Genomic DNA, 25,613 nt, shown 5'->3' on the forward strand with positions numbered 1-25,613 from the left:
GACAAGGAGTGTGCTGTGCCGTTCGAGCCTGGCGAGGTTGTCGCCCCGTCCGATCCGCGCATCGTCCTGGAAGGACAGTGGGGACAGCAGCCCGGCGTGGCGATCACGGTCAACTCCGGTTCGCGGATCGCGTTCTCGTTCGCGGGTGAGCGGTTGCAGTTGCTGTTCGACATCGATGGGCTGACGGTCGCGCCGCACCTGTGGATCACGGTCGACGACGGCGATCCGGAGCTGCACGTGATCGAGGATCCGGTCATCGAGCTGTCCGCGCCTGACGGTCGGCACCAGGTCGAGGTCGTGGTCAAGGACGTGAACGAGCACGTCAACCGGTGGAACCCGCCGTTCGAGTGCGCGGTCGTGTTCGCCGGCTTGGTGCTCGACGTGAACACGCGACTCCGGCTGAGTGGTCGGCCGGGCGGTCCGCGGCTCGAGTTCTACGGAGACTCGATCACGCAGGGCGTGCGGTCGCTGAGTTCGCACCCGGAATCCGAGGGCGCTGACGGCACGACGTCGTACGCCTATCTGACCGCGCGGGCGTTCGGCGCGACGTCGTACCAGGTCGGGTTCGGCAGCCAGGGGATCAGCAAGCCGGGGAACGGCGAGGTGCCGGCCGGCGTGGACTCGTTCGGCTGGAACTTTGCCGGCTCACCGGCCGAGCGCATCGAGCCGTCCGACCTGGTCGTGATCAACCTCGGCGTGAACGACCCGACGCTGGAGCTCGAGGAGTACGCAGACTATGTACGACGGGTGCGCGCGGCGTACCCATCGACGACGATCGTCTCGCTGACGCCTTTCAACGGGAAGCACGCCGACACGATCCAGGCCGCGGTCAAGTCCCTGGACGACCCGAACCTGATCTGCATCGACTCCACCGGCTGGATCACCGAAGCCGACTGCACCGACCTGGTCCATCCAAGCGTCGCCGGCCACGCGAAGATCGCCGAGCATCTGATCACCGGCCTCGAGGAGCACACCTCCCTACGCCGCGGCGACTGATTTCTCGCCGGCATGAGGTCTGGGAAACCGGAACCGGGACTGGAGACAGGAAATCGCGTGTGGGGACAGGCTATTTCCTGTCTCCGGACACCGTGGCGTGTCCGCAGTCCCGACAACTACGCGCGTAGGGCGAGGCGAAGCACTAGATTGGCGCGCATGGCGGAGAAGTTCTCGAGCGTGGACGAGTACATCGCGTCATTCCCTCCTGACGTGCGGGAAGTGCTGGAGGAGGTACGGCGTACGATCCGCGCGGTCGTGCCCTCGGCCGGGGAGAAGATCAGCTACCAGATCCCGACGATCACGCTCGACGGGACCTCACTGATGCACTTCAGCGGCTGGAAGGCGCACATCGCCGTCTACCCGATCCCACCTGTCGACGACGCCCTGGCAGCCGAGCTCAAGCCCTACCACTCCGGCAAGAGCACCCTCAAATTCCCCCTGAACAAGCCGATCCCGTATGACCTGATCACCCGGCTAACCCAAGCCTTCGTCGCCGCGCGTTGATTCACGCGTAGGCAGGAGCGATGGCTTGGGCGAGTGCGACGACCGGGCCTGGGTGGAGGGTGCTGCCAGGAGTCGCTACCAGTTCGATGTAGGCGTCTTTGGCGGTGCGGAACACCAGCTCGCCGTCGGTCTGCTGCCAGCCTTCGATGCCGACGTTCACACGATGTGAGTGGAACCCGCCCTTCACGTAGCCGAAGTCGAGCGACGGATCCGAGCCCAAGCCACCGGATCTCACCACAACCGAGCGTGTCGCCGAGCCCCACTGGCACGACAGATAGCCGTCGGCCAAGGCGTCTCGCCTCAGGACCGCCTGCCCGCCGAGCAGTCGCTCGGCTGCTGCAGTGCCACGGGCGCATTCCGGTCGGGCGATGATCGGCTGAGCGGTGGGCAGGCCGCCGGGGAGGCCGAGGATCGTCTCCGCGATGGATCGAAGTTCGTCCAGCGTCCCTGAGCCGCCGTCCTCCACGCTCAGCTTGATCGGGCGGTTGCCGGCGCGGAAGACGAGCCAGGATCCGGCGGCTGCCGGGTCGACGGCCCACGAACCCGGTCCGATCTCGCCGTCGATGACCTTGGCGGCGTACCCCAGTTCGGTGATCCGCTCGGCGTCGCTCTTGCGGAACTCAGCGAACTGCGCGTCGGTGACCGGGGCGGCGGAGAGTGTGACTCGGACCCGATGGCTGTCCTGTGCCGCGTCGACGAGCGAGCAGCCGTCCCCGAGCGGCACGATGAGACCGGAATCTGCCGCCGCAGCTTTCCAGCCGGTGAGTTGCGGCGCTAGTCGCTCGCACAAGCTCCCAGCCGCTGTCGGTGTCGCCGTCGGGGTTCGTACGGTCTGCGGTGGGGTGTGGCTGTCGCAGGCCACCAGGCCGAGCAGGACGACAGCTACCGCGGCCGTGATTCGACGCATGGAACCTCCCTGAGCGGGAGCCTAGAGGAGGTCGCGGGGATCTGGGGCTGGTGGACGGGTGAGGGTCCAGTCGTTGAAATGCTGGTCGAAGCGGTACCAGAGGTTGTCGGAGCCTAGCCGGAGTTGGAGTTTGCCGGTGGTGACTCGGTTGGCTTCGGTGGTGGCGGTGGGCAGGGCTTCGAGGGCTTCGGCGACGGCTTCTGGGGGGACGTCGTGTGGTTCGTCGACGGTTACCGCCAGGCCGCCGGGGCCGGCTTCGCGCCAGGCGACGGCCCAGCTGGTGAGTTGGCGAGCGGGTACGCCGGCTCGATGGGCCAGGTCGGCGAGGTCCGACGTACCGAGGACGAGGGCTGCTCGGCGGGCGAGGTCCTGTTCGAAGGTGAGGCTCAGTCCACCGTCTCCGTCGCCGGATGCCAGCTCCCAGGCGCGACGAGCTGCGTCGGTGGCCAGTGCGACCAGATCCCGTACGTCGACACCCGACGAACGCGGTGGGTCCAGCACCTGCACCGCGGCTGGTACTCCGGGCGCTCCAAGCGGTCTCGGTGGCGCAGGGATGGCAACCGGACCGCCGCCGCCAGGCCGACCGCCGCCCTCGGACGGGCCGCTCTCCGTTGGCTGTTCGGGGGTGGCCGTCATGTGGCGGGCGAAGGCTGCGATTGCGGGGATGCCGGCTGGCGGGGGAGTGCGTGGTGTGACGATTGCGCCGCCGGTCGTGCCGCGGCGGGTGCGGAGGGCGGCGAGGAGCTCGTCTTTCTGGCGGCCGCGGAGTAGGAGGAGGGCGAATGGGTCGTCGTCCAGCGCGTCCGCGATCAGGTAGCACACGGCCGCAGAATGCTTGCAGGGAACGGCAAAGTCGGGACACGTGCAATGCGTCAGGACCTCACCAGCTCCAGGCAGAAGGTCCAGCCCCGCATCGTGTACGTCGTCGATGACTTCGGGCGGCAACTCGCCGTCGAGCAATGCGGCGACCCGGCCGATCTGCGCCGACACCACATCCATCACCGAGTCCCACTCCGCGCGAGAGAACGCGCGGATCCGCACTGTCACCTGGTACGGCGTGACGCGGCTGCCCTGGACGATGGCCTCGACCTCGCCCGGGCTGACCGTCAACTCGAGAACGCTGCCACGCCTTGCGTACGAACGTCCACGCGAGAGCCGCCCTGGATCAAGCCGGGCTCGCTGCTCCAGCGCCTCCAACCAAGCTCGTCCCCACCACGTCGCCCCGAACGTACGCCGGCTCCCCGGTCCCCTCGCAGCGGGCAACCCGGCGTCCTCGTCCGTCCGCCGCCACGCCTGCCAAGGCCTGCGATCCTCGTCAGCCATCGTCACCACCCGCCGACGTCCCAGCGGGCAGTCCGGGCCATATGCCTCGACCGTTCTCAGTCATCGGCGCCGACCGATTTGCCAACGGTAGAAGGGTTGTAGGCGCTCGCCGACCCCGACTTGACCGGTCCGGTCGACAGCTCGACGAGCTCGCTCAACTCAACGTCAGACAGCTCGCTCAGCCACGCCTCGCCTGAGCCGATGACGGCGTCGGCGAGCTCGCGCTTGGAGTTGATGACGGTCGCGATGCGGTCTTCCAGCGTGTTCTCGGTGACGAGTCGATGGACCTGCACCGGCCGGTCCTGGCCGATCCGGTACGCGCGGTCAGTCGCCTGATCCTCAACGGCAGGGTTCCACCAGCGGTCGTAATGCACGACATGCGTGGCCCGCGTCAGCGTCAACCCGACCCCACCGGCCTTCAGCGACAGCAAGAACACCTGCGCCTCGCCAGACTGGAACTCCGAGACCAACTGCTCGCGTTTCCGCACCCCGATACCGCCGTGCAAGAACAACGTCTTGACCTGCCGCGCCGCCAGATGCGCCTCGATCAGCCGGCACATCTCGACGTACTGACTGAAGATCAGCACCGACTCGCCCTCGGCCAGGATCACGTCGAGCAGCTCGTCCAGCGCCGCGAGCTTGCCCGACCGTCGCTCCAGCGGACCGGGCTCGTGCAGGAACTGCGCCGGGTGGTTGCACACCTGCTTCAACTGCGTCAGCAGACTCAACACCAGCCCGCGCCGCGCAATACCCTCCGCCGACTCGATCTTGGCGAGCGTCTCCTTCGCGACCGCCTGATACAGCGTGGCTTGCTCAACGGTCAGCGGTACGACGACATCTCGCTCGGACTTCTGCGGTAGCTCCGGAGCAATGCCCGGGTCGCTCTTCCGCCGCCGCAGCAGGAACGGCCGCGTCACCCGAGCCAGCCGCGCGGTCGCCTCCTCGTCATGGAACCGCTCCACCGGTACGGCGATGTCGTGGCGGAACCGGTCGAGGGTGCCGAGCAACCCGGGCGCCGACCAGTCGAGGATCGACCACAGCTCGGACAGCCGGTTCTCCACCGGCGTCCCGGTCAGCGCGATCCTGGTTGCTGACGGCAACGTTCTCAACGCGCGAGCCGTGCGGGACAACGGGTTCTTCGCGTGCTGCGCCTCGTCCGCGACGGCCAGCCCCCAGGCCACCTCACCGAGGACACGGTGGTCCTGACGCACCACGCCGTACGTCGTGAGCACCACCTCGTCGGGCGCCAGGTCGCTGAGGGTCCGGCCGGCACCGTGGTAGCGCCGGGTCGGTACGTCGGGCGCGAAGCGTTCGAACTCGCGCTCCCAGGTGCCGAGCAGGGTCGACGGGCAGACGACCACCGTCGGACCGCGTCCTGCGAGCTGGAGGTGCAGGGCGATTACCTGGATCGTCTTGCCCAGGCCCATGTCGTCGGCGAGGCATCCGCCGAGGCCGAGGTTGGCGAGCTGCGCCATCCACGCGACACCGCGGCGCTGGTAGTCGCGGAGGGTCGCGCGGAGACCGGCTGGCTGGGCGAACGGAGCCGGCTCCTCGGCCGCACGCAGCCGGGCGAGCATTGCGGCCAGCGATCCGTCGGCATCGAAGGGTACGAGCTCGCCGTCGACGTCGATGGTCCCGGTCAGCGCCGCGCCGAGCGCCTCGGCTCCGGTGAGCTTGCGCGCGGAACCGTTGCGGAGCTTGCGAACGACGTCCTGGTCCACCCGGATCCACCGGCCGCGCATCCGGATCATCGGCCGTTTGGCTTCTGCGAGCGCGGCGACCTCGGACTCGGTCAGCTCCTGGCCGTCGAGAGTGGGTCGCCAGCGGAACGCGACCAGGTCGTTGAGACTGAAGTCAGGCCCGGTGACGGCGCCCGGAGTCGGCGTCGCGACGGACCCACGGACTGCCAGCTCACCCGCGAACAGGTCGCTAGGCCAGAGGACCTCGATCCCGGCGCCCTCCAACGCAGTGCTTCCTTCAGCGAGCTCTTCCAGTGCGTCGTCATCGACAGCGACTTCTTCCGGTGCAGCATCGCGCAAGGCAGCACCGAGCGGCGGCCAGACTCTCGCCCCACGACGAAGGGCGAGGAGCAGATCGGTCTCGGCACGCTCACCGAGAGCCGTGAGTACGGCGGCGGGTGCGTTCCACATGTCCGCGACATCGACCAGCAGACTCGGATCCAGCCCGCTCCGCAGCTGCATGACCGCTCGAAACGACTCCTCTTCTGGAGCAGGCGGTTCGATCCGAAGGACGAGGCGGGCGCCGGCCTCCTCCGCGAGCGCGGTCTCGTCGAGCCAGCTTGACGATCCGGTCAGAGCAGTCGGGTCCGCGGCGGCGAACGGCGCAGCGCCCGGTCGAGTGGCGACAGCTGCAGCGGGCGTGCGGATCAAGGCGTCCGCGAGCGCGTCCCAGAACGCGCGGACGAGCTGCTCAGGATCGACCAGCCGAACGGGTCGGGTGCCCTCGATCGGAAGCGCATGACCGTACGCCGGCATGGCGGCACCGAGGTTCCGCAGCCAGGCGTGGTCCAGCGGATCGATCGGAGCCACCCGCCACGCACCGAACCCATCAGGACTGCGATCCGGCACCAGACGTCCGCGCCCGATCAACACCAACCCGGCAAGCCCAGCAGCCCGCCATGCCGCCCAACTGTCCGACGTCTCGGTCTCCGACCCGGTCAGCCGCGTGAGGACCTCGTCCATCCGCAGTAGACGGGCAGGAATCGTCGTACGGCGGACCGTCGAGCCGCGCGGCAGGACCAGGTCGACCGTGCCGTCAGCGGCTTCGCCGGCGCTCGCCAAGTCGCCGTACAACGCCAAGCGACCCGCGCGCGGCGGGTCGGCCGGGACGAAGACAGCGTCGAGCATGCCCAGAGGGTACGCCGGGCCACCGACAACTCTTGAGCTTGACCTGAACCAACGTTGAGGTTGCAGTCTGGGAAGCCCGAAGACCAACGGAGAGAGTCAGCGATGCGTGCAGCAGTAGTGACAGAGTTCGGCGGCCCGGACGTGATCGAGACCCGCGACCTGCCGGATCCCGAGCCCGCCGCCGGCCAGATTCTCGTCGAGGTCGGGATCGCGGACGTCATCTTCGTCGAGACCGCGATCCGTCGCGGTCAGCACAGCAACTTCTTCGACATCGAGCCGCCGTACGTCCCTGGTGGCACTCTCGGCGGACGGGTCCGCGCGGTCGGTTCCGACGTACCAGCGGAGTGGATCGGCAAGACGGTCGTCGGTCGTACTCTCGGCTTCGGCGCTCATGCCGAGTTCGCGTTGACCCCGACCGACCTGGTCGAGGTGCCGCCCGAGCTCGACCTGCAGACCGCGGTCGCGGTGTACGGCGATGGCTTCACGGCCCTCATGCTCGAAGAACTCGCGCCGTCGACGGCCGGCCAGAACGTACTGATCACCGCATCGGCCGGCGGCATGGGTCTGCTCCTGATCCAGCTGGCCCACCAGGCCGGAGCGCGCGTGATCGCGGCCGCTCGCGGCGAGGAGAAGCTCGAGCTCAGCCGCGCCCAGGGCGCCGACGTACTGATCGACTACAGCAAACCGTCCTGGGAGAAATTGGTGCTCGAGGCAACCAACAACCAAGGCGCGGACATCGTCTTCGAAGGCGCCGGTGGCGAGCTCGGCGCGGCCGCGTTCAGTGTGGTCAAGGACGGCGGCTGGTTCTCCGCCCACGGCGCACCGAGCGGCGGCTTCGCGACCATCGACCCAGCCGAGGTCGAGCGTCGCGGCGTCACTCTGAAAGGCATCATGGATCTCCGCGCCGATTCGACCACCACATCGGTCACCGGCGCCGAGGTGATCGCCCGCGCGGCCGCCGGCGACCTCAGGCCGGTGATCGACCAGACCTACGATCTCGACCACGTGGCTGACGCGCACCGAGCGCTGGAGAACCGCACGCTGCGCGGCAAGGCGCTGATCAGCGTCAGTCGCTGACGTTCTGGTCCGAGTCTTCGGACTGATCCATATGGTCTGTGACGGCCGGCGGATTCGGGAGCGCGGCGACGATCTGGTTGCGCCCGGACCGCTTGGCCGTCAGCAGTGCGTCATCGGCGGCCAGGACGAGCTGGTCCATGGTGTCCGCGACATGCGGGTAGATCGCCGCACCGAAGGACGCCGGTACGCCGGTGATGGCAGCAGCGCCGCCGTTCGTCGTACCGACCGAGACCGTGAGGCTCACCAGCCGCTCTCTGATCCGCTCCGCGATCTCCAGCACCTCGAGCTCGGATGCGCCCGGCAGCAGGACCGCCAGCTCGTCCCCGCCGACCCGGGCGACCAGATCGCCCTGCCGGACCTCGTCGCGGATGGCCTCACCGACAGCACGCAGCGCCTCGTCACCGGCCGGGTGACCGTAGGTGTCGTTGATCTCCTTGAACCTGTCGAGGTCCAGCATCAGCAGACCGACAGTGCTGCGCAGCGTGTCCGCCCGGGCCAGCTCGGCGGGCACTGCGCTAGCCCAGTACGACGAAGTCGCCAGGCCGGTCTTCGCGTCCGTCCCAGCGGCCCGCTGGTACTGCGGAAGCAGCAGATCCCGGTGCAGCGCCATCACCGTCACCATGAGCACAGGGACGACCCACGGGTACGACGACTGGACCGCAGCGATCGCCACGCCGAGTCCCAGACCGGCGCAGACCACCAACTGGTCGGACAGCTCGCCGAGCGCTTCACGCGCGGTGGCCTCGGGAGACGAGAGCAGGATCGCGCCGATCACCAGCGCGTAGTTCACCAGCCACCAGGTCGCGGCCGCCGCTATCACCACCAGCAACGACCAGAGGCCGGTCGGTACGCGCGGCTCGGTCAGCAGACCGCCTGCTCGCAGCACGGCGGCGGCTGCACCGCTGGCCAGGATGTACGTCGCTGTGGAGAAGACCTTGCGGTGGGCGACGGTCCGGCCGTACACGCGGAACCAGGAGTACAGGTACGCCAGGACGACCAGCGGGATGACCAGCGACAGCGGGAGCAGCAGCAGCGCGGCGAAGATCCAGAGGCACTTCAGGTTCGTATGCGGTGAGGTGTTGGCCGCTGTCTCGCGACGCCGCTCGATACCGCGGGCGCACTCCAGGTGCAGGGTCGAGGCGACAGCCAGGACGATGAACGCCACCCATTCCGAGTGGCGCACGCCGGAATTCGGCCCGGTCAGCGTGCTTCGAACCGCGAGTGTGGTAATCGTGACCGCGATCACATCAATCGCGAGCACATAACCCAATGCGGATCTGGGCAGCGACCAGAGCTTCCATTGCTGGGGTGGCACCCAACTGCTCCGACCGATCAGAATCATTATGAGCCTCACACACGGTCGACCTGAGCGGTTATGCGCTTCATCGTAACGAACCGTTCACGTCAGGTCACCCCCGTGGCCGGGGCATTCCACCAGTTGGTCACTCCAGAAGGGTCGAAATCATGCAGAAGTCAGCGCGCGTCAACGGCACCGGCAACGACTGGTTCACCGGCGGCAACGACTGGTTCCACGGGGGAAACGACTGGTTTGCCGGCGGGAACGACTGGTTCACCGGTGGCGGTAACGACTGGCTCCGCGGCGGCAACGACTGGTTCGTGCCGCGGCTCGCCGACGGCGGTAACGATTGGTGACGAAAGCCGGATCTTTACTTCTGTCTTACATTCCGGAGAAGGCGCTCGCGGATTAAACCCGGGGCCGGGGAAATTTATCCTACTGTAATTCCGGAATCGTCGCCGATTCGGCGGGCGCGGGTCCACGCCGCGCCCGCAGCGGCCGCCAGCAATGCACCTGTGACGCCCATCACGGCGAGTGCGTTCGCCGCGCCGAATGGTTCTGCCAGCACCCCGACGAGCAGAATTCCGAGGCCCTGGCTGCCCTTCAGCGCGGTGCCCGCCACGCCGAACGCCTTGCCGCGCTGGTGGTCCGGCACAGCCTGGACGAACGCCGCGCTCGTCGGCAGGTGGTACGCCGACGCCGCGCCGGACAGCGCCCAGAGACCGAACGTCACGGCCGGCCCCGGTTGAAGGGCGCAGAACGCCAGCGGGACGCACGCCGCAACCGCCAGCGGTCCGAGCAGCTTCATCCGCCGCTCCGGCGGCCAGAGCGTGATCAGCCACATCCCGACCACACAGCCGGCCGGACTGGCGGCCAGCAGGACACCTGCTGCTGTGGTGCCGTGGCCGATCTGGTGCGCGTACGGGACGGCCAGACCCTCCACAGTCACGTAGAAGCCCGCGATCGTCGCCAACAGGACCAGCGTGCGGAGTTTCGGCGTACGGGCAACCAGCGAGACGCCGGACAGCAGATCCTTCAAATAGCTCTCCGGTGACTCATCTGTGCCACTTGACGGGACCGGGCGTCGTCGTACTCCGAAGCTGACCAGGACCGCGGACAGCAGGAAGGTCGCCGCGTCGAGCAGCAGGCCACCTGACGTCCCGACCGCGACCACAACGGCGCCGCCGAACCCGAAGCCGAGCACCTGGCTGAACTGCACGACCATGTCGTTCGCAGCCTTGCCGAGCACGTAGTGATCTCCCGGCAGCACGGCGGGCAGCGTGGCACCGCGCGCCGCGTTGAACGGCGACCCGAACGCCTGCAACGCGACCAGCAACAGGATCACCGCGAGCAGCGGAAGCGCCTGAATCGCCATAGCTGCAACGAGAATCGCTCGTGCGAGATCTGTGACGATCATCACCGTACGTCGCGGGTAGCGGTCGGCGAACCCGGCCAGCAACGGCCCGAACAGCAGGTCCGGTATGTAGGTCAGGGCATAGGTGACCGCGGTCAGCCCGGCCGACGCTGTTCGGTCGAAGACCAGTACAGACAGGGCAACGCGGGCGAGCTGGTCGCCCGCGACGGACAGGACGCCGGCCAGGAACAACGCGCGGAACTCCGCGTGTCCGAAGACATCGCGCCAGCGCGCCCGCTCGACGTCAGCAACCGACATACTTACGACGTTAACCACAATCCGTGGTCCGACACCTCCCGAGTGTGATCAAATCCGTGTCCTGCCGTGGTTCAAGGGTTTGCCTGCGGCGCATCTGTGCCAGTTGGGGGCCAAATCATGGGACCCGGTGGAGCAGTATTTGGGTGAACGTTCTACTCTGTAGATCTCCGGTAGCGGGGTCTGGGCGGGGCGGCCCCGACCCTGCTACCGGAGCTCTTCTTTTGTGGGCCGATCCTGAGCCCCAGCCCCGAAAACTGTCGGTGGCGCCCGGTAGCGTTCTCAGTGCCAGGGGCGGCTCCTGGACGTGCTTCCTTCTCCTCCACCAGGCCAAGTAGCGCGTCCGCTCTCCGCCCCTGGCGCCTTCCTAAAACGCCCACCGGGGGAGACGCCATGTCGGAAGAAGCCGCCGTCTTGCTGCGCCGTCGCCGGCTCGTCGACGCAGCCGCGCTGACTCCCGCCGTTCGGCGCTCAGCCTGGCAGTGGCTTCGCCGTCCGCTCACGATCCAGGCAGGCCTGTCCGCGCTCCAGGCCGACCTGATCCAGCGAGGCTTCCTGCTGTCAGTCGGCCTCTACCGGTACTGCGCCTCGCTGTCAGCTCCCGCCCTCGCCGGCTTCGGGACTGCGCTGCTCGACCTGCTCGACGCCGAGTCCGGCAACCACATCCACCACACACCGCTGTTCCGCGGATTCCCGGAGAGCGTCCCCGGCAACACCGAGACCTTCTATGTGAACCGCGTGTTCGCTCGTCTCCTACAGGAGGTCGATCAGCCCTGCGTGCTGTGCGGCGACACCAAGACGGTGCATCCGGTCTCGCCGTGCGCCCACCTGGTCTGCCGCACCTGCTGGGACGGCTCCGACTTCAGCGTCTGCCCGCTGTGCCTGCGCCGGATCGACCGCAAGGACCCGTTCCTCAAGCCGTCCTTCGACGAGGTCCAGCCGGCCCACGTCCGCTCAGACAGCCTCCGTCTGCTCTCACCGACAACGCCCGACTCGGCTCGCGAGACCGTCGAAGCCCTGCTGGTACGGCGTTCGCCGCTGTCGGCCTCTGATCGCGCCGATCTGCAGGTGCTGCTCGACGGAGCCGACCAGTTCTGGCTGCCGGACGAGATCCCAGTTCGGGAGACGCGAGCGCTCGTCATCGCACACTTCCTCGCGGGCGATCCGGACCTGATCGATCGCACCGACACCGCGACCGACGTACTGCGGCTGATCTACGCACTGATGGACGCCGATCCTGGGTTGCGGACGGCGCCGGCCCGGAGGAAGTCGTTGCCGCGGGCAACTCGACGGTTGCTGCTGCAGCGACTGGACCGGTTGCCGGTCGAGACGCTGATCGAGGACCTGCTGCGGCACGAGCGCGCCTGGAAGCTGATCGCGGAAAACCTGCATCCCTTTGAGTTCGCGACTCGGTTCCCGGTGGCGGCGCTGGCGTTCGCAGTCCTCCGCCGTACCAAGGTGGATCTCGGGACCGCGGCCGGCCGGGCCGTGGCGGGCGAGGCATCCCGGCATCCGTTGGTCCGGGTGGAGGGCGGGCGGCTGGTGATGAGCACGTTCGCCGCGCGGGTCGAGGGCGCCTTCGTGCAAGGGCGGCCGGAGCAGGCGCTCGACCTTCTCCGTCAGCGTCCCGGCGAGCTGGTACGTCGCTTGGTCCACCTGGCGCGCGTACTTCCGCCGGAGCAGCATGCGGCGCTCATCGAGGCCCTGACGACCGCGGTGTCGGACGTTTCTCCGGCGGTGATCACGGCCGCCCTCGGTCAGGTGCGGACGCCGCCGGGCGATCTGCGACTGTTCTTCCCGCGGGGCGGGACCGCTCGGATCTGGACCGCGGTCGACGATCGCGAGCCGTTGCCGGCGGAGCTGGCGCTCGAGCTGTCCGGCGTACTGACCGGGGAAATGTTGCGGCGGGCAACGGATCTGCCGCGCTGGCGGCGGGTGTTCCTGGACGAGGAGCTGGCCCGGTTGGCAGCGCCCGGTTCGGAGCGGAGTGCGTCGTCGAGCCTGCTGCGGATGACGCGGGGGAGTGCGGTGCCGATCCCGCAGGACGAGCTGCTGCGGTTGTTCCTGCACTGGGTCGAGCCGCCGAGCCGGCGCGTCGATCTCGATCTGTCGGTGGCGGTGTTCGACGAGGAGTGGGCGTTCGTCGGGCTGTGCGACTACACCCGCCTGCGGTTCGACCAGGATGCGCTGGTGCACTCCGGTGACCTGACGTCGGCGCCGGGGCCGCACGGGTCGACGGAGTTCGTGGATCTCGATCTGCGCGCAGTGCGCCGGGTCGACGGGCGCTATGTGCTCCCGGTGGTGTTCAGCTACAACGACGTACCGTTCGATCAACTGGAACGCGGATTCGTTGGGGTGATGCGGCAACCAAACGGCCTGTTCGACCCGGCCGCGGTCGAGGATCGGTTCGACCTGTCCGGGCCGGCGAAGATCCTGATGCCGTTCGGCGTCGACCTGCAGACCAGGGAGTTGCGCTGGTACGACGTGAACCTCGGCGCGGCCGGATACGGTCACAACATCGCCAGGTACGGCGGTCAGCTCGGGCTGATGGCCGCGACGCTGGAAGAGGTGCACGGGTCGGGCGACCGGGTCAGCCTCTGGGAGATCTGCTGCTGGCATGCGGCCGCGCGGACCGACGAGATCGCCGTCCGGTGCGCCGATGGATCGGTTGTCGGCTACGTGCGGGACCCGTCCGAGGAGCTGGCGACCTTCGCGCGCCGGGTGACGGCGCGGTTGGAGCCGGACCGAAGCTGGGACGAGGACGCGGTGAAGACGTCCGATTTCGTCGCGGTTCTCTCCGGTGATGTCACACCGCGGTCGGGCACCGAGGTGTACGCGCTGCACCCGCGTCTGCTCGACCACGTCTCGCTGATCGACGCGCCGTACCTGCTGGCCGCTCTGGCGCCGGACTCCCGAGCCCGAGCGAGTCTCCCCACCCGCTGAATGCCTGGCACCTTCGGTCGGGCGAGTCTGGCAAGAGCCTGAGAAGTGTTTGACATTTCCGTGACGGACGCCGGGGCGGTGCTTTGGTGCGCTCCTGTGCAGGAGTACAACGGAATTGACGCGAAGGGAGCCACGAATGACGTTCCACGTGGTGGTGCTCATCGAGCGGGAGATGAGCGAGGGCGACGCGCGCCGCGTTGCCGCCCTGTACTCAAGGCACGAGGAAGCTGTGGACTATCACCTACTGGTCTCCAGTCATCCGGACAACGGGATCGGCGGTCCGATGGCGTTGCTTGGCTCGACGTTCGCGGATGTGGCCGGTCTGACCGGCGCCGCCTCCGTGGCCGGGTCGGCGACTGGTCCGTCGGCGCGGGTGGGTCCGCCGACGACCTCGAGCCGAGCACCGATGGCCACCCTTGCGGACCCGGCCGTCGATCTCGCCTCCGTGATCGAGCACAGCTCGCGTCGACTCCGGGCGGCCAGCGGCTACCAGGTCCACGTGTCCATCACGCACGGCGAGATCATGCTGGCGCTGATGCAGATGGTGAAGACCACGGGCAGCCAGGAGGTCCTGGTCGTTGCCTGGCCGGAGACCGCGGCACGTTTCCTCTGCTCCGACTTCACCACCAAGGCCCGCAAGCTGTTGAAGGTGTCGCGGGTCCGCATCCTCGAGCACGACACCTGAGGACCCGTACCGGACGACAGGAGGTAGTCCCACGCCTGAGCGGGCGGGCTCCTGCCGTGGTGGCGCGCACCGCCGCTACCTCCTGTCGTTCGGTACGAAACGTCAAGCGGAGACCGGTTGCCGCGGCAACCGGACCTGCAGCGTGGTCTCGCCAGGTCGCGACGTGATCTTGACGGTGCCACCGTGATGTTCGGCGATGATGCGTTGCGCGATGTCGAGACCCAGACCGGTGCCCTTGCCAACGTCTTTGGTCGTGTAGAACGGCTCGAAGGCGCGCGCCGCGACCTCCGGCGGCATCCCCGGTCCGGTGTCGGTGAACTCGACCACGATCCGCTCGCCATCGGTCCGCGTGGTGATCCGCAACGTGCCGACGCCGTTCATCGCGTCGACCGCGTTGTCGATCAGGTTCGTCCACACCTGGTTGAGCTCGCCCGCGAACGCGTCGATCCGGGGTACGTCGGCGCCGTACGCGCGGACCACCTCGACACCGTCGCGGAGCTTGTGCCCGAGCATCACCAGCGTGCTCTCGATGCCCTCGGTGACGTCGATCGTCTGGATCGAGCCGCGATCCATCTGTGAGTACGACCGGACTGCCGCAACCAGCTCGGTGATCCGCCGCGTCGACTCCTTCACTTCACCTAGCAAGGTCGCCGTGGAGAGCGTGCTGGCGACCCATTCGAGTCCAGGCTCCAGTGCCTCACCGAGTACGTCGGCCGCGCGCTCACACCACTCCACCCCGGCGCCGGCCGCGGCCAACGGCGGCGCGATGAACCAGTCGTGCTCGATGCCGTGCTCGTCGAGCCAGTCCGAGATGACGGTCTCGTGATCGGCCAGATCGACCGGGTCCGGTATCGCCGTACCGGCACCGAGCTCGACCCGCAGCTCGTCGAGTGCACTGAACTGCGCGGCCGTTGCCTCGCCCTCCGCGAGCCGCCGCAGGGCCGACAGCAGCGTGACGCACGCGGTGTCGAGCGCGCTGACCGAGCGTGCCGCGGCCGCCGCGGGATTGTTGATCTCGTGTGCCAGCCCGGCCGCCAGCGTGCCGAGCGTGATCAGCGCCTCGCGTTGGCGGGCGGTCGACTCGATCGCCCGGGCGGTCCCGTACACACCCTTGATCAGATGGCCGGCGAGCGGGAACCAGGCGTCGATCCGCTCCCGGAGGAGGTCGGACGGCACCCGCAGTACCCGCCCGTCGGCGAGGCCGCGACCGCTGGCCAGGTACACGCCGTGCTCGTCCCAGGCCCGGAACCCGCCGGCCCACCGACCCGGGACGTCCATCTTGCCCATCACCGTGTCTTCGCGGCCGATCTTGCGGTGCAGCGCGATCGCGCCGTCGATCAGGACCCACCAGAAGTCCGCCGGCTCGCCTTCGTGGAACAGGTCTTCGCCGAGCTCGATCGGTACCTCGGTACTGCCGTCGATCAGCTCGTCGAGTTGCGCGTCGGTCAGCCCCGCGAACAGCGGGATGTCCTTCAAATCGTCGGCGCGCATCAGACGGTCGCAAGGTAGCGGTGGACGAGATAGATCGACATGGCGCCTTCGCCGACCGCGGACGCGACCCGTTTCATCGAGTCCAGCCGAACGTCGCCAGCGGCAAACACTCCCGGCATGCTCGTCTCCAGCGCGTACGGCGGTCGCGGCAGCGACCATCGATCGAATGCGATCAGGTCTGGCCCAGTCACGACGAAGCCCTTGTCGTCGCGTACGACGGAGTCGCCGAGCCAATCGGTCCGCGGGATCGCGCCGACGAAGATGAACAACCAGCTCGCGGGCACCTCGTCGGTGCGACCGGAGTTGCGGTCGGCAAGCGTCAGACCTTCGAGGTGACCGTTGCCACGGCAGCCGACCACCTCGGTCCGGCAACGCACCTCGATGTTGGCCGCCTGGGTGATCTTGTCGATCAGGTACCGCGACATCGAGTTCTCGAGCGATTCACCCCGGACGAGGAGCACGACCCGCTTGGCGTAGCGAGCCAGGTTGAGGGCTGCCTGGCCGGCCGAGTTCGCCGCACCGACGATGTACACCTCGCCGTCCTGGACCTGACTGGCTTCGCTCGCGGTCGCACCGTAGTACACGCCGCGGCCGGTCAGGTCGCTGAGCCCGTCGACGTCGAGGCTCCGGTACGAGACGCCGGTCGCGACGATCAGCGCGCGGGCCTCGATCTCACCGGATCCTTCGAGCAGTACGGCGTGCACCGGGCCACGCGACTCGAGTCCGACCACGGATCGGGCCAGCACCATCTCGGCGCCGAAGCGGGATGCTTGCGCGACCGCTCGCTGGGCCAGGTCCGAGCCGGTCAGTCCGCGTGGAAAGCCGAGGTAGTTCTCGATCGCGGCGCTGAGTCCGGCCTGGCCGCCGGGAGCCTCGCGCTCGACGATCACGGTGCTCAGGCCTTCGGAGGCGGCGTACACGCCGGCGGCGAGGCCAGCGGGTCCACCGCCGACGATGCAGACGTCGTACAGCGGTTGTTCGGCCGTCGTCCGCAGGCCCAGGGCCAGGGCGATGTCGAGGGCGGTGGGGGAGCGGAGCGTGTCGCCTTCCGGGATCAGGACCAGCGGGAGGTCGTTGTCGGAGGCATCGGCCAGGGCCTTCAGACGTTGGCCTTCGGGGTCGCGCTCGACGTCGTACCAGTGGTACGGAACGTGGTTGCGGGCCAGGAAGGTCTTGATGTCGTGGGCCCGGTCCGACCAGCGGTTGCCGACGATGCGGACGTCGGAGCTGTGCACGGGGTTGGCGTGCAGCCAGTCGCCGAGCAGGTCGTCGATGACCGGGAACAGCTGGTCCTCGGGCGGGTCCCAGGGCTTGAGCAGGTAGTAGTCGAGACCGATGTCGTTGATCGCGCGGATCGCCACCTCGGTGTCGGCGTACGCCGTGAGCAGCAGGTACTTCGCGCTCGGCGCGTGTTCACGGGCGCGCTCGAGCAGCTCGATACCGGTCATGCCGGGCATCCGCTGGTCGGTCGCGATCAGCGCGATCGGCTGGTTGCGCAAGGCAAGCCGGGTCAGCGCGGCGAGTGCCTGGTCGCCGGACGTCGCGCGGACGACCATATAGTCGTCGCCGTACCTGCGGCGCAGGTCGCGGGAGATCGCCGCCGAGACCATAGGGTCGTCGTCGACACTGAGAATCGCTGGTTTGCTCACGCGGTGCCCCCCACCCCAGTGAACCGATCCCGTCAGAATGCCACGGGATTCCCTCACTCCTCTATGAGTGCACGCAACGTTTCCTGCTCGGAGTCGGGCACGTACCCGGCGTAGTAGTCGAACATGTTCTGGCGGGCCAGGCGGGCGGCCGCGTTGCCGTTGCCGGTGCGGATCGCGTCGACGACCTCGGCGTGGTGGTGCAGCGACTCGAGCATCAGGGCGCGGCTGTTTGGCGCGTGCGCGATCTTGTCGGAGATCAGGCCGAGTACGACGCCGCGGACGACCTCGTTGCAGGTCTGGATCAGCGAGTTCCGGCTGATCCGCGCGATCAGCTCGTGGAAGGCGAGATCGGCCTGGCTGAACGCGTCGAAGTCGACGTCGATCGCTGTCCGCATCGCGACCAGCGTCTGTTCCAGCTCGTCCAGCTCCTCGGGCGTGCGCAGCCTCGATGCGACCTGGATCGCCGCGCCGTCCATGATCATCCGGAACCCGATCAGCTCGCTCAGGGTCACCTCCTCGACCCGGGCCAGGCGGACCATCTGCTTGCGGAGCGCGACCTGCGAGAACGGCAGGATCTCCGGGCCGTTCGGATCGCCGGGCCGGGAGCGGACCACGCCGTTGCTCTCCAGCACCCGCAGCGCCTCGCGGACGGTTGACCGGCTGACCGCGAACTGGGCGACCAGTTCCCGCTCGCTCGGCAGCCGTTGACCCGGGACCAGCTCGCCGCGGGCGAGCGCGTCCTCGACCTGCTCGACGATCCGTTGGTAGGCGCGCACGGGCTGTACCGGGCTGAACTGCATCCCGCGTTGTCCAGTTGTCATCCGCCGCACCCCCTAGTCGCTTGACAGGCACCTGAGCAGGGGACAAATCTAGTGGCCCAGTTACACCTAGTCCACTGGTCAGACCAGTTGCTCTCCGTGAAGGAGTTGGCGTGAAGTCGTCGTTTCGCATCCGGGCGGTCGCGTTCGTCGCCACCGCGGCGGTGCTGGCCCTGACCGCCTGCTCGGCGGGTTCGAGTACGTCGGGCTCGTCCGGCAGCTCGCCCGGCGGGGACCAGAAGCTGTCGATCGGCCTGGTCGCGGAGCCGGCCAGCCTGGACTTCACCACCACCGACGGGGCTGCGATCCCGCAGCTGCTGCTGGGGAACGTGTACGAGACGCTGGTCAAGCAGGACGACTCCGGCAAGATCGTGCCGTCGCTGGCGAAGTCGTGGACGGTCTCGGCGGACCGCAAGACCTACACCTTCGACCTGGTCGACACCGCGAAGTTCACCAACGGCAAGCCGTTCACCGCGAACGACGCGGTGTTCAGCATCAACCGGGTGAAGACGGCGTGGACGATCTCGCTGAAGGCCGCGATGGACGTGGTCTCGCAGGCCAAGGCGCTTTCGCCGACCCAACTGCAGGTCACGCTGGCGAAGCCGAGCAACGACTGGCTGTTCCGGATGACCACCCGGATCGGCGCGATGTTCTCGGAGAGCGGTGTCAGCGCGCTCGCGACCGACCCGGTCGGCACCGGCCCGTTCAAGTTCTCGAAGTGGAACCGCGGCGACTCGATCGTCATGGTCCGCAACGACGACTACTGGGGCACCAAGCCGTTCTTCCAGCAGATCACGCTGAAGTACTTCAAGGACGCGACCGCGCTCAACAACGCCCTCCTGACCAGCACGATCAACGTGATCGGCACGGTCCAGGCCCCCGAGGCACTCAGTCAGTTCACCAGCAACACGAAGTACCAGGTGATCGAGGGGACGACCAACGGTGAGGTGCTGCTGTCGTTCAACAACTCGCGGCCGGTGTTCAAGGACATCCGGACCCGGCAGGCGATCCGGATGGCGATCGACCACAAGGCCTTGCTGGACACGTGTTTCGCCGGTCGCGGCAAGCTGATCGGCAGCATGGTCCCGCCGACCGACCCGTGGTACGAGGACCTCACCGGCATCGCGCCGTACGACCTGGCCAAGGCGAAGTCGTTGCTGCAGGCATCCGGTGCGGCCGGAAAGACCCTCCGGCTGCGACTGCCGACGTTGCCGTATGCAACGTCCTGCGGCCAGGTGGTGAAGAGCATGCTGGAGCAGGCCGGGCTGAAGGTGCAGATCGACCAGCTCGAGTTCCCGGCGGCCTGGCTGACCACGGTCTTCAAGAACGCCGACTACGACATGTCGATCATCGCCCACGTCGAGCCGCGTGACCTGGGTGCGGTGTTCAACGCGAAGTACTACACCCGGTACGACGACCCGACGCTGCAGGGCTATCTCGCCGCGGCGGACGCGGGTGACGAGGCCGCGCAGGTCGACAACATGAAGAAGGCCGCACGCCGGCTGTCCGAACAGGCCGCGGGCGACTGGCTGTTCCTGTTGCCGAACCTGGTCGTCGCGGACAAGAACATCAAGGGCCTGCCACAGAACGCGATCACCGAGAGCTTCGACCTGTCCAAGCTCGCGCGATGATTCTCCGCCTGATCGAGCGCGCCGCCGTGTTCTTGGTCAGTCTTGCGGTGAGTTCCGTGCTGGTGTTCGCGTTCATGGCGGTGCTGCCCGGCGACCCGGCTCGGGTCGCGCTCGGGGTCAACGCCTCCGATCAGGCAGTGGCCGAATTGCGGCGGCAGTTCGGCCTCGACCGGCCGTTGCCGACGCAGTACTTCGACTGGCTCGGCGGACTGCTCCACGGTGATCTCGGTACGTCGTACGTGTCGAAGGTGGCGATCGGGCCGCAGGTGTTCGACCGGCTGCAGGTGACGCTGTGGCTCGTTGTCGCGGGCATGGTGATCGCGCTGGTGGTCGCCGTACCCGCCGGGACGGTGATGGCCGCGCGGCACCGCAAGGTCTCCGGGTTCGCGCTCTCCGCGGTCTCTCAGGTCGGCGTCGCCGTACCGGCGTTCCTGGCCGGGATCCTGTTGATCGTGGTGTTCGCGGTGAAACTGGGCTGGCTGCCGGCGAACGGCTGGACGCCGCCGGCTCAGGATCCCGGGATGTTCCTCAAGCAGCTGATCCTGCCGGCGTTGTCGCTCGGGCTCGTGCAGGGCGCGGTGCTCACGCGCTATGTCCGCAGCGCCGTTCTGGATGTGTTGCGCGAGGACTACCTGCGGACCGCGCGGGCGAAAGGGCTTAGACCATTTCAAGCGTTGTGGCGGCACGGTCTACGCAACGCCGCCGTACCCGTCGTGACCGTGCTCGGCCTGCAGCTCGCAACCTTGCTGATCGGTGCGGTCGTAGTCGAGCGAGTCTTCGTTATCCCCGGCCTAGGCAGTCTTCTCCTCGACGGAGTGTCCAACCGCGATCTTCTCCTGGTCCAAGACGTGGTCATGGTCCTCGTCCTCGCGGTTCTCCTGGTCAACTTCATCGTCGACCTGCTGTACGTCGCTCTGGACCCGCGATTGAGGACGGCATCATGAAGCGCCTGAACCCGAGTCTGGTCGCCGGCGGCGTGATCGTCGGGGTGATCGTGCTGATGGCGCTGGTGTCGTTCGTCTGGACGCCGTACGACGCGACGCTGGTGACGCCCGCATCCCGGTTGCTGAAGCCGTCGTGGTCGCACTGGTTCGGGACCGACAAGTTCGGCCGGGACGTGCTCAGCCAGATCATGGTCGGTTCGCGGACGACGCTGTTCGTCGGCGTGGTCGCGGTCGGCGTCGCCGCGGTGATCGGCGTACCGCTGGGGATCCTGGCGGCGATGGTACGGCGATGGTCGAGCGAGGTCATCATGCGGGCCAACGATCTGCTGCTCGCGTTCCCGGCGTTGCTGCTGGCAATCATGTTCGGCGCGGTCTTCGGGGCGAGCACGCTGACGGCGATGGTTGCCATCGGCATCGCTTCGGTACCGGGGTTCGCGCGGGTGATCCGGAGCGGGGCGCTGCAGGTGATGCGGACCGAGTATGTACTCGCGGCGCGCGCGGCCGGGCGGCGGCCGTGGCCGATCGCGGTCCGGCACGTGTTGCCGAACGTGACCAGCCTGATCACCGTGCAGGCATCGGTGTCCTTCGCGATCGCGGTACTCGCGGAGGCGGCGCTCTCGTTCCTCGGGTACGGAACGCCGCCGCCGACACCGTCGTGGGGCCGGATGCTGCAGGAAAGCCAGGAGTTCCTGTTCAGCGCGCCGCGGCTGGCGATCTTTCCTGGTGTCGCGATCGCGATCGCGGTGCTCGGGTTCAACCTGCTGGGCGACGGTCTGCGCGACCGGTTCGACCCGAAACTGGAGGACCGCCGATGAGTGATGTGCTGACGGTCCGCGGGCTGTCCGTCAAAGTGCGCGACACGATGCTGGTGTCCGACGTCGACCTGACGGTGGGCGCGGGGGAGCGGGTCGGGCTGATCGGGGAGTCGGGGTCGGGCAAGTCGTTGACCGCGCTGAGCGTTCTCGGCCTGCTTCCCGAGGACGTGCATGCCGGCGGATCGGTTCGCCTAGACGGCGTCGACCACGAGCTGATCGGTGCCGACGAACGCCGGATGTCGCGGATCCGCGGCCGCGACATCGCGATGGTCTTCCAGGAACCGATGACCGCGCTCAACCCGACCATGCGGATCGGCGACCAGGTCGCCGAGGCGATGCTGATCCACAAGACCAGGCCCAAGTCGGCAGCCGATGCGGCCGCCGCCGACCTTCTTGAGCTGGTCCAGTTGCCGTCCGAGACACGCCGCGCGTACCCGCATCAACTCTCCGGAGGCCAACGCCAACGCGTCGTACTAGCTCTTGCCCTGGCCAACGATCCGTCCCTCCTGATCTGCGACGAGCCGACCACTGCCCTCGATGTCACCGTCCAGGCGCTCGTCCTCGACCTGATCGTCCGCGGGGTCATGGACCGATCGTCCGCCCTGCTCTTCATCACCCACGACCTGGCCGTCGTCGCCACCGTCTGCGAACGAGTGCTGGTGATGTACGGCGGACGTGTCGTCGAATCCGGCCCGGTCGGCGAGGTGTTCACGCGCCCGCGCCATCGCTACACCGAGGGCCTCCTGGCCGCGTCCGATCTCGACACCAACTCGCGCCGACTGACCACGATCCCCGGAAATGTTCCGCCCGCCGGCAAGTTCCCGTCGGGCTGTGTGTTCCGCACTCGATGCGCCCACGCAACCGCTCTCTGCGAAGAGACCCCGGAGTGGTCGGGCACCGAGGCTCGTGGGTTCGCCTGTCATCATCCCGCGGGGGTGGCCGATGTCTGAGCCGACTGCTATCCAGGTGGTCGACCTCGTGCGCGACTATCCGCGGCCGCGGACGTCGCTGTTCCAGCCGGCCCCGGTCGTCCACGCACTCCGTGGTGTGAGCCTGGAAGTCAAGCAGGGCGAACGCTTCGGCATCGTCGGCGAGTCCGGCTGCGGCAAGTCGACGCTGCTCCGGATCATCGCGGCTCTCGATCGCGCAACGTCCGGCAATGTGATTGTCGAGGGCACCGACATCACCCGGCTGCCCGACCGCCGGTTGCGGTTCCTGCGCGAGAACCTGCAGCTCGTGTTCCAGGACCCGATGAGCTCGCTCGACCCACGGATGCGGGTCCGCGACATCATCGCCGAACCGCTCGTCGTACAAGGCCATCCCGCCTCGGGAGAGCGCGTTCGCGAGCTGCTCGAAGCCGTCGGTCTCTCGGCGGACGCCGGCGACCGGTACCCGCATCAGTTCTCCGGCGGCCAGCGTCAACGCATCTCGATCGCTCGTGCCCTGGCGCCACGCCCACGCATCCTGATCGCGGACGAGCCGGTCAGCGCGCTCGACGTTTCCGTTCGCGCCCAGGTACTCAACCTGATCTCCGATCTCGTCGACGAGCTCAACCTCACGCTGGTCTTCGTCTCGCACGACCTGTCCGTGATCAAGCACGTCTGCGACCGCGTGGCCGTGATGAACGCCGGCCAGATCGTCGAGACCGGCTACACCGGCGACGTGTACGCCGCCCCGCAGCACCCGTACACCCAACGCCTGGTCTCGGCCATCCCTACGCTCCAGCGTGCGTTGTCTGGGGCAACTACTTCCGACCTGCTCGCGAAGGGAGATGCACCGTGAGGTTTCCAGCCGGCCTGCCGATCGGCGAGACCTGGGTCGAGGCGCCGTCGACCGCTCCGGTGATCTTCCCGTACGACGGTTCGACGGTGGCGGACGCGCCCGTCGGGGACGTCGAGCTGGCCCGGGCGGCGCTCGAGAACGCGCTCTCCGTCCGGGAAACGGTCGGCCGGCTTCCGTCGTACCTGCGCCGGAAAGTCTTGCAGAGCGTGCATTCCGCGGTCCTCGCCGCGCGCGATGCGTTCGTGGATCTGCTGGTGCTCGAGACCGGGAAGCCGTTGGTCGATTGCCGGGTCGAGATCGACCGGACACTGCTGACCTTGGAGACGTCTGCCGAGGAAGTCGCTCGACTGCATGGCGAGACGGTGCCGCTTGATCTGCTGCCGAGTGGCGAGGGGCTGCAGGGTTTCTGGGTGCGTAAGCCGATCGGCGTGGTCGTCGGCATCACCGGGTTCAACTATCCGCTGCTGCTCGCGGCGCACAAGGTCGCGCCGGCGTTCGCGGCCGGTTGCCCGATCATCGTGAAGCCTGCGCCGCAGACACCGCTCGCCACGCTGTGGCTCGTCCATCTCATGCGCTCGGCCCTCGCCGACGCAGGAGCGCCAGAGAGTGCTGTCCAATTGATCACCGGCGGGGCGGACGTCGGCGCGACGCTCACCACGGACGACCGGATCGGCGCCGTCTCCTTCACCGGATCCGCCGCCGTCGGCCATCGGATCGCGCGCGACGCGGCCCCGACCAAGGTGCTGCTCGAACTCGGCTCCAACTCCGCGCTGGTCGTTGCCGAGGACGCCGATCTGGACGCGGCCGCCGACGCGATCGTTCGCGGCGGGTACTACGCCTCCGGCCAAGCGTGCATCTCCGTTCAACGGGTCATCGCCGTCGAGTCCATTCGTACGGCGTTGCTGGAGAGGCTCGGCGCTCGCCTGCCTGGCGTGGTCGTCGGCGATCCGCGCGATCCGGAGACTCGGGTATCCGCTCTGATCAACGCCGACTCGACTAGTCGCGTCCGCCAGTGGGTCGGGGACGCGGTCCACGCCGGCGCCTCGATCGCCTACGAGGCTCCTGGTGATTTGCTCGGGCCGATTGTGCTGACCGACGTACCGGATGGGTTGCCTGCATGGGATGAGGAGATCTTCGGGCCGGTGATCGCGGTGCGGTCCGTTCCGGACATCGACCGCGCGCTCCGGGCGGTGAACGACACGCGGTACGGCTTGCAGGCCAGTGTTTTCACGTCCTCGCTGGACACCGCTTTCGCCGCGATCGACCGGCTCGAGGTCGGTGGCGTGGTGATCAACGAAGTACCAGGGTTCCGTTCCGACGTGATGCCGTACGGCGGCGTGAAGCACTCCGGCACCGGTCGAGAGGGCCCTCGCTTCGCCATCGAGGAACTGACCACCACCCGGATGGCCATCATCCGCCCCCGCCCTTGATTGAGGTGAATCCTGATGGATTATGCGAGTCTCTTCCGGCTTGATGGCAAGCATGTTCTGGTGATCGGCGCGGGGAGTGGGATCGGGCGCGAGAGCGCGTTGGCGTTGGCTGCGCACGGCGCGCGAGTGACGTGCGCCGACCGGGATCTCGTTGCTGCTCAGGAGACCGCGGGGTCCGAGCTCACGGCGTACGAGCTGGATGTGCTGGACGATGCGGCGGTCGAACGGGCGGCGGCTGAGCTGGATCCGGTGGACGTGCTGGTGTTCACGGCGGCGACCAACGTGCGGAAGCGGATTCTCGACTACACCAGCGAGGAGTTCGACCGGGTTGTGTCGCTGAATCTGCGAGCGTCGTTCCAGCTGATCCGCGCGTTCGGCCGGGGGATGGCGGAGCGGGGGAGCGGCAGCATCATCGGGTTCAGCTCGATCCGGGGGACCACGGTCGAGCCGGGGCAATCGGTGTATGCGGCAACTAAAGCCGGCCTCGTGCAGTTGCTGCGGACGGCGGCGGCCGAGCTCGGCCCATCCGGCGTACGCGCGAATGCGATCGCTCCCGGCGTCGTCGAGACTCCGCTCACCGCGCAGATCAAGGCAAACAAGGGCTGGTACGACGCGTATGCGCAGAAGGGCGCGCTCGGTCGATGGGCCCAACCAAGCGAGCTCGCCGGCGCCGTGGTGTACCTCGCGTCGGACGCGGCGAGCTTCGTGACCGGGAGCGTACTCGCGGTCGACGGCGGCTGGACCGCGGTCGACGGCCGCTTCGACCCACCGAACTAGGAGCGTGT

The 25,613-nt window shown here is 68.0% G+C and carries 21 protein-coding genes; 13 read left to right on the forward strand and 8 right to left on the reverse strand.

Features of this window, described 5'->3' with window-relative positions; all coding sequences use genetic code 11:
- Positions 1-15 precede the first annotated feature (15 nt).
- Positions 16-996, forward strand: coding sequence for a GDSL-type esterase/lipase family protein (locus EV650_RS00060; protein WP_238173938.1), 981 nt, complete (start codon positions 16-18; stop codon positions 994-996).
- Positions 997-1,152: 156 nt separating this feature from the next.
- Positions 1,153-1,500 (forward strand): iron chaperone, encoded by a 348-nt coding sequence (locus EV650_RS00065; protein ID WP_134114037.1) that lies wholly within the window; start codon positions 1,153-1,155, stop codon positions 1,498-1,500.
- A 1-nt stretch (position 1,501) separates the two neighbouring features.
- On the opposite strand, the gene EV650_RS00070 is transcribed toward EV650_RS00065, so the two are convergent.
- From EV650_RS00070 to EV650_RS00080, 3 genes are read right to left on the reverse strand one after another with little or no spacing between them, the layout of a single operon-like run.
- Complete coding sequence (locus EV650_RS00070; RefSeq protein WP_134114039.1) at positions 1,502-2,407, reverse strand: hypothetical protein; 906 nt, start codon at positions 2,405-2,407, stop codon at positions 1,502-1,504.
- A gap of 21 nt (positions 2,408-2,428) precedes the next feature.
- Positions 2,429-3,730 (reverse strand): SWIM zinc finger family protein, encoded by a 1,302-nt coding sequence (locus tag EV650_RS41290; protein ID WP_134114041.1) that lies wholly within the window; start codon positions 3,728-3,730, stop codon positions 2,429-2,431.
- A gap of 56 nt (positions 3,731-3,786) precedes the next feature.
- Complete coding sequence (locus tag EV650_RS00080) at positions 3,787-6,597, reverse strand: SCO1167/SCO6262 family helicase (RefSeq protein ID WP_134114043.1); 2,811 nt, start codon at positions 6,595-6,597, stop codon at positions 3,787-3,789.
- A gap of 102 nt (positions 6,598-6,699) precedes the next feature.
- Here EV650_RS00080 and EV650_RS00085 point away from each other — a divergent pair, with 102 nt between their 5' ends.
- The gene (locus EV650_RS00085; RefSeq protein WP_134114045.1) at positions 6,700-7,674 is read left to right on the forward strand and encodes a zinc-binding dehydrogenase; all 975 of its coding nucleotides are present in this window, start codon (positions 6,700-6,702) and stop codon (positions 7,672-7,674) included.
- Here EV650_RS00085 and EV650_RS00090 read toward each other — a convergent pair.
- Positions 7,664-8,989, reverse strand: a complete 1,326-nt coding sequence (locus EV650_RS00090) for a GGDEF domain-containing protein (RefSeq protein ID WP_238173939.1) — start codon at positions 8,987-8,989, stop codon at positions 7,664-7,666. The genes EV650_RS00085 and EV650_RS00090 overlap by 11 nt on opposite strands.
- A gap of 149 nt (positions 8,990-9,138) precedes the next feature.
- Between EV650_RS00090 and EV650_RS00095 the strand changes: the two genes are divergently transcribed.
- Positions 9,139-9,327 carry a DEAD/DEAH box helicase gene (locus tag EV650_RS00095; protein ID WP_134114049.1) on the forward strand — a complete coding sequence of 63 codons (189 nt, stop codon included), beginning with the start codon at positions 9,139-9,141 and terminating at the stop codon, positions 9,325-9,327.
- Positions 9,328-9,401: 74 nt separating this feature from the next.
- Here EV650_RS00095 and EV650_RS00100 read toward each other — a convergent pair whose 3' ends face one another.
- Entirely contained in the window at positions 9,402-10,643 is a 1,242-nt protein-coding gene (locus tag EV650_RS00100; protein ID WP_134114051.1) for an MFS transporter, read from the reverse strand.
- 390 nt (positions 10,644-11,033) lie between these two features.
- On the opposite strand from EV650_RS00100, the gene EV650_RS00105 reads away from it, so the two are divergent.
- Positions 11,034-13,583 (forward strand): MXAN_6230/SCO0854 family RING domain-containing protein, encoded by a 2,550-nt coding sequence (locus tag EV650_RS00105; RefSeq protein ID WP_134114053.1) that lies wholly within the window; start codon positions 11,034-11,036, stop codon positions 13,581-13,583.
- 136 nt (positions 13,584-13,719) lie between these two features.
- On the forward strand, positions 13,720-14,268 hold the full coding sequence (locus EV650_RS00110) for a hypothetical protein (protein ID WP_134114055.1): 549 nt from the start codon (positions 13,720-13,722) through the stop codon (positions 14,266-14,268).
- Positions 14,269-14,370: 102 nt separating this feature from the next.
- Here the strand turns inward: EV650_RS00110 and EV650_RS00115 are convergent, their stop codons facing one another.
- The 3 genes from EV650_RS00115 to EV650_RS00125 are packed head-to-tail and all read right to left on the reverse strand — an operon-like array spanning position 14,371 to position 18,229.
- Positions 14,371-15,759, reverse strand: coding sequence for a sensor histidine kinase (locus EV650_RS00115; RefSeq protein ID WP_134114057.1), 1,389 nt, complete (start codon positions 15,757-15,759; stop codon positions 14,371-14,373).
- Positions 15,759-17,408: an NAD(P)/FAD-dependent oxidoreductase gene (locus EV650_RS00120; RefSeq protein WP_134114059.1), complete on the reverse strand. Its 1,650-nt coding sequence runs from the start codon at positions 17,406-17,408 to the stop codon at positions 15,759-15,761. The genes EV650_RS00115 and EV650_RS00120 overlap by 1 nt, the downstream gene beginning before the upstream one ends.
- Before the next feature lie 53 nt (positions 17,409-17,461).
- Positions 17,462-18,229, reverse strand: a complete 768-nt coding sequence (locus EV650_RS00125; RefSeq protein WP_238173940.1) for a FadR/GntR family transcriptional regulator — start codon at positions 18,227-18,229, stop codon at positions 17,462-17,464.
- A gap of 110 nt (positions 18,230-18,339) precedes the next feature.
- Between EV650_RS00125 and EV650_RS00130 the strand changes: the two genes are divergently transcribed.
- From EV650_RS00130 to EV650_RS00160, 7 genes are read left to right on the forward strand one after another with little or no spacing between them, the layout of a single operon-like run.
- A complete protein-coding gene (locus tag EV650_RS00130) occupies positions 18,340-19,857 on the forward strand; it encodes an ABC transporter substrate-binding protein (RefSeq protein ID WP_202874274.1) in 1,518 nt (505 codons plus the stop codon).
- Positions 19,854-20,801 (forward strand): ABC transporter permease, encoded by a 948-nt coding sequence (locus EV650_RS00135; RefSeq protein WP_134114061.1) that lies wholly within the window; start codon positions 19,854-19,856, stop codon positions 20,799-20,801. Before EV650_RS00130 ends, EV650_RS00135 begins: the two co-directional genes overlap by 4 nt.
- Positions 20,798-21,616 carry an ABC transporter permease gene (locus EV650_RS00140; protein WP_134114063.1) on the forward strand — a complete coding sequence of 273 codons (819 nt, stop codon included), beginning with the start codon at positions 20,798-20,800 and terminating at the stop codon, positions 21,614-21,616. The genes EV650_RS00135 and EV650_RS00140 overlap by 4 nt, the downstream gene beginning before the upstream one ends.
- A complete protein-coding gene (locus EV650_RS00145; RefSeq protein ID WP_134114065.1) occupies positions 21,613-22,566 on the forward strand; it encodes an ABC transporter ATP-binding protein in 954 nt (317 codons plus the stop codon). The genes EV650_RS00140 and EV650_RS00145 overlap by 4 nt, the downstream gene beginning before the upstream one ends.
- Positions 22,559-23,398, forward strand: coding sequence for an ATP-binding cassette domain-containing protein (locus EV650_RS00150; RefSeq protein ID WP_134114067.1), 840 nt, complete (start codon positions 22,559-22,561; stop codon positions 23,396-23,398). Before EV650_RS00145 ends, EV650_RS00150 begins: the two co-directional genes overlap by 8 nt.
- On the forward strand, positions 23,395-24,828 hold the full coding sequence (locus EV650_RS00155) for an aldehyde dehydrogenase family protein (protein ID WP_134114070.1): 1,434 nt from the start codon (positions 23,395-23,397) through the stop codon (positions 24,826-24,828). Before EV650_RS00150 ends, EV650_RS00155 begins: the two co-directional genes overlap by 4 nt.
- A gap of 15 nt (positions 24,829-24,843) precedes the next feature.
- Positions 24,844-25,605: an SDR family NAD(P)-dependent oxidoreductase gene (locus EV650_RS00160; RefSeq protein ID WP_134114071.1), complete on the forward strand. Its 762-nt coding sequence runs from the start codon at positions 24,844-24,846 to the stop codon at positions 25,603-25,605.
- Positions 25,606-25,613 lie beyond the last annotated feature (8 nt).

Origin of the sequence: Kribbella kalugense (genome assembly GCF_004365875.1) — a bacterium.
Classification (GTDB): Bacteria; Actinomycetota; Actinomycetes; order Propionibacteriales; family Kribbellaceae; genus Kribbella; species Kribbella kalugense.

Bases quoted from the DNA above. Each gene is read 5' to 3' on its own strand.
- EV650_RS00065 (WP_134114037.1), top strand. From the start codon at position 1,153: ATGGCGGAGAAGTTCTCGAGCGTGGACGAGTACATCGCGTCATTCCCT.
- EV650_RS00070 (WP_134114039.1), bottom strand. From the start codon at position 2,407: ATGCGTCGAATCACGGCCGCGGTAGCTGTCGTCCTGCTCGGCCTGGTG.
- EV650_RS41290 (WP_134114041.1), bottom strand. From the start codon at position 3,730: ATGGCTGACGAGGATCGCAGGCCTTGGCAGGCGTGGCGGCGGACGGAC.
- EV650_RS00080 (WP_134114043.1), bottom strand. From the start codon at position 6,597: ATGCTCGACGCTGTCTTCGTCCCGGCCGACCCGCCGCGCGCGGGTCGC.
- EV650_RS00085 (WP_134114045.1), top strand. From the start codon at position 6,700: ATGCGTGCAGCAGTAGTGACAGAGTTCGGCGGCCCGGACGTGATCGAG.
- EV650_RS00095 (WP_134114049.1), top strand. From the start codon at position 9,139: ATGCAGAAGTCAGCGCGCGTCAACGGCACCGGCAACGACTGGTTCACC.
- EV650_RS00100 (WP_134114051.1), bottom strand. From the start codon at position 10,643: ATGTCGGTTGCTGACGTCGAGCGGGCGCGCTGGCGCGATGTCTTCGGA.
- EV650_RS00105 (WP_134114053.1), top strand. From the start codon at position 11,034: ATGTCGGAAGAAGCCGCCGTCTTGCTGCGCCGTCGCCGGCTCGTCGAC.
- EV650_RS00110 (WP_134114055.1), top strand. From the start codon at position 13,720: ATGACGTTCCACGTGGTGGTGCTCATCGAGCGGGAGATGAGCGAGGGC.
- EV650_RS00115 (WP_134114057.1), bottom strand. From the start codon at position 15,759: ATGCGCGCCGACGATTTGAAGGACATCCCGCTGTTCGCGGGGCTGACC.
- EV650_RS00125 (WP_238173940.1), bottom strand. From the start codon at position 18,229: ATGACAACTGGACAACGCGGGATGCAGTTCAGCCCGGTACAGCCCGTG.
- EV650_RS00135 (WP_134114061.1), top strand. From the start codon at position 19,854: ATGATTCTCCGCCTGATCGAGCGCGCCGCCGTGTTCTTGGTCAGTCTT.
- EV650_RS00140 (WP_134114063.1), top strand. From the start codon at position 20,798: ATGAAGCGCCTGAACCCGAGTCTGGTCGCCGGCGGCGTGATCGTCGGG.
- EV650_RS00145 (WP_134114065.1), top strand. From the start codon at position 21,613: ATGAGTGATGTGCTGACGGTCCGCGGGCTGTCCGTCAAAGTGCGCGAC.
- EV650_RS00150 (WP_134114067.1), top strand. From the start codon at position 22,559: ATGTCTGAGCCGACTGCTATCCAGGTGGTCGACCTCGTGCGCGACTAT.
- EV650_RS00160 (WP_134114071.1), top strand. From the start codon at position 24,844: ATGGATTATGCGAGTCTCTTCCGGCTTGATGGCAAGCATGTTCTGGTG.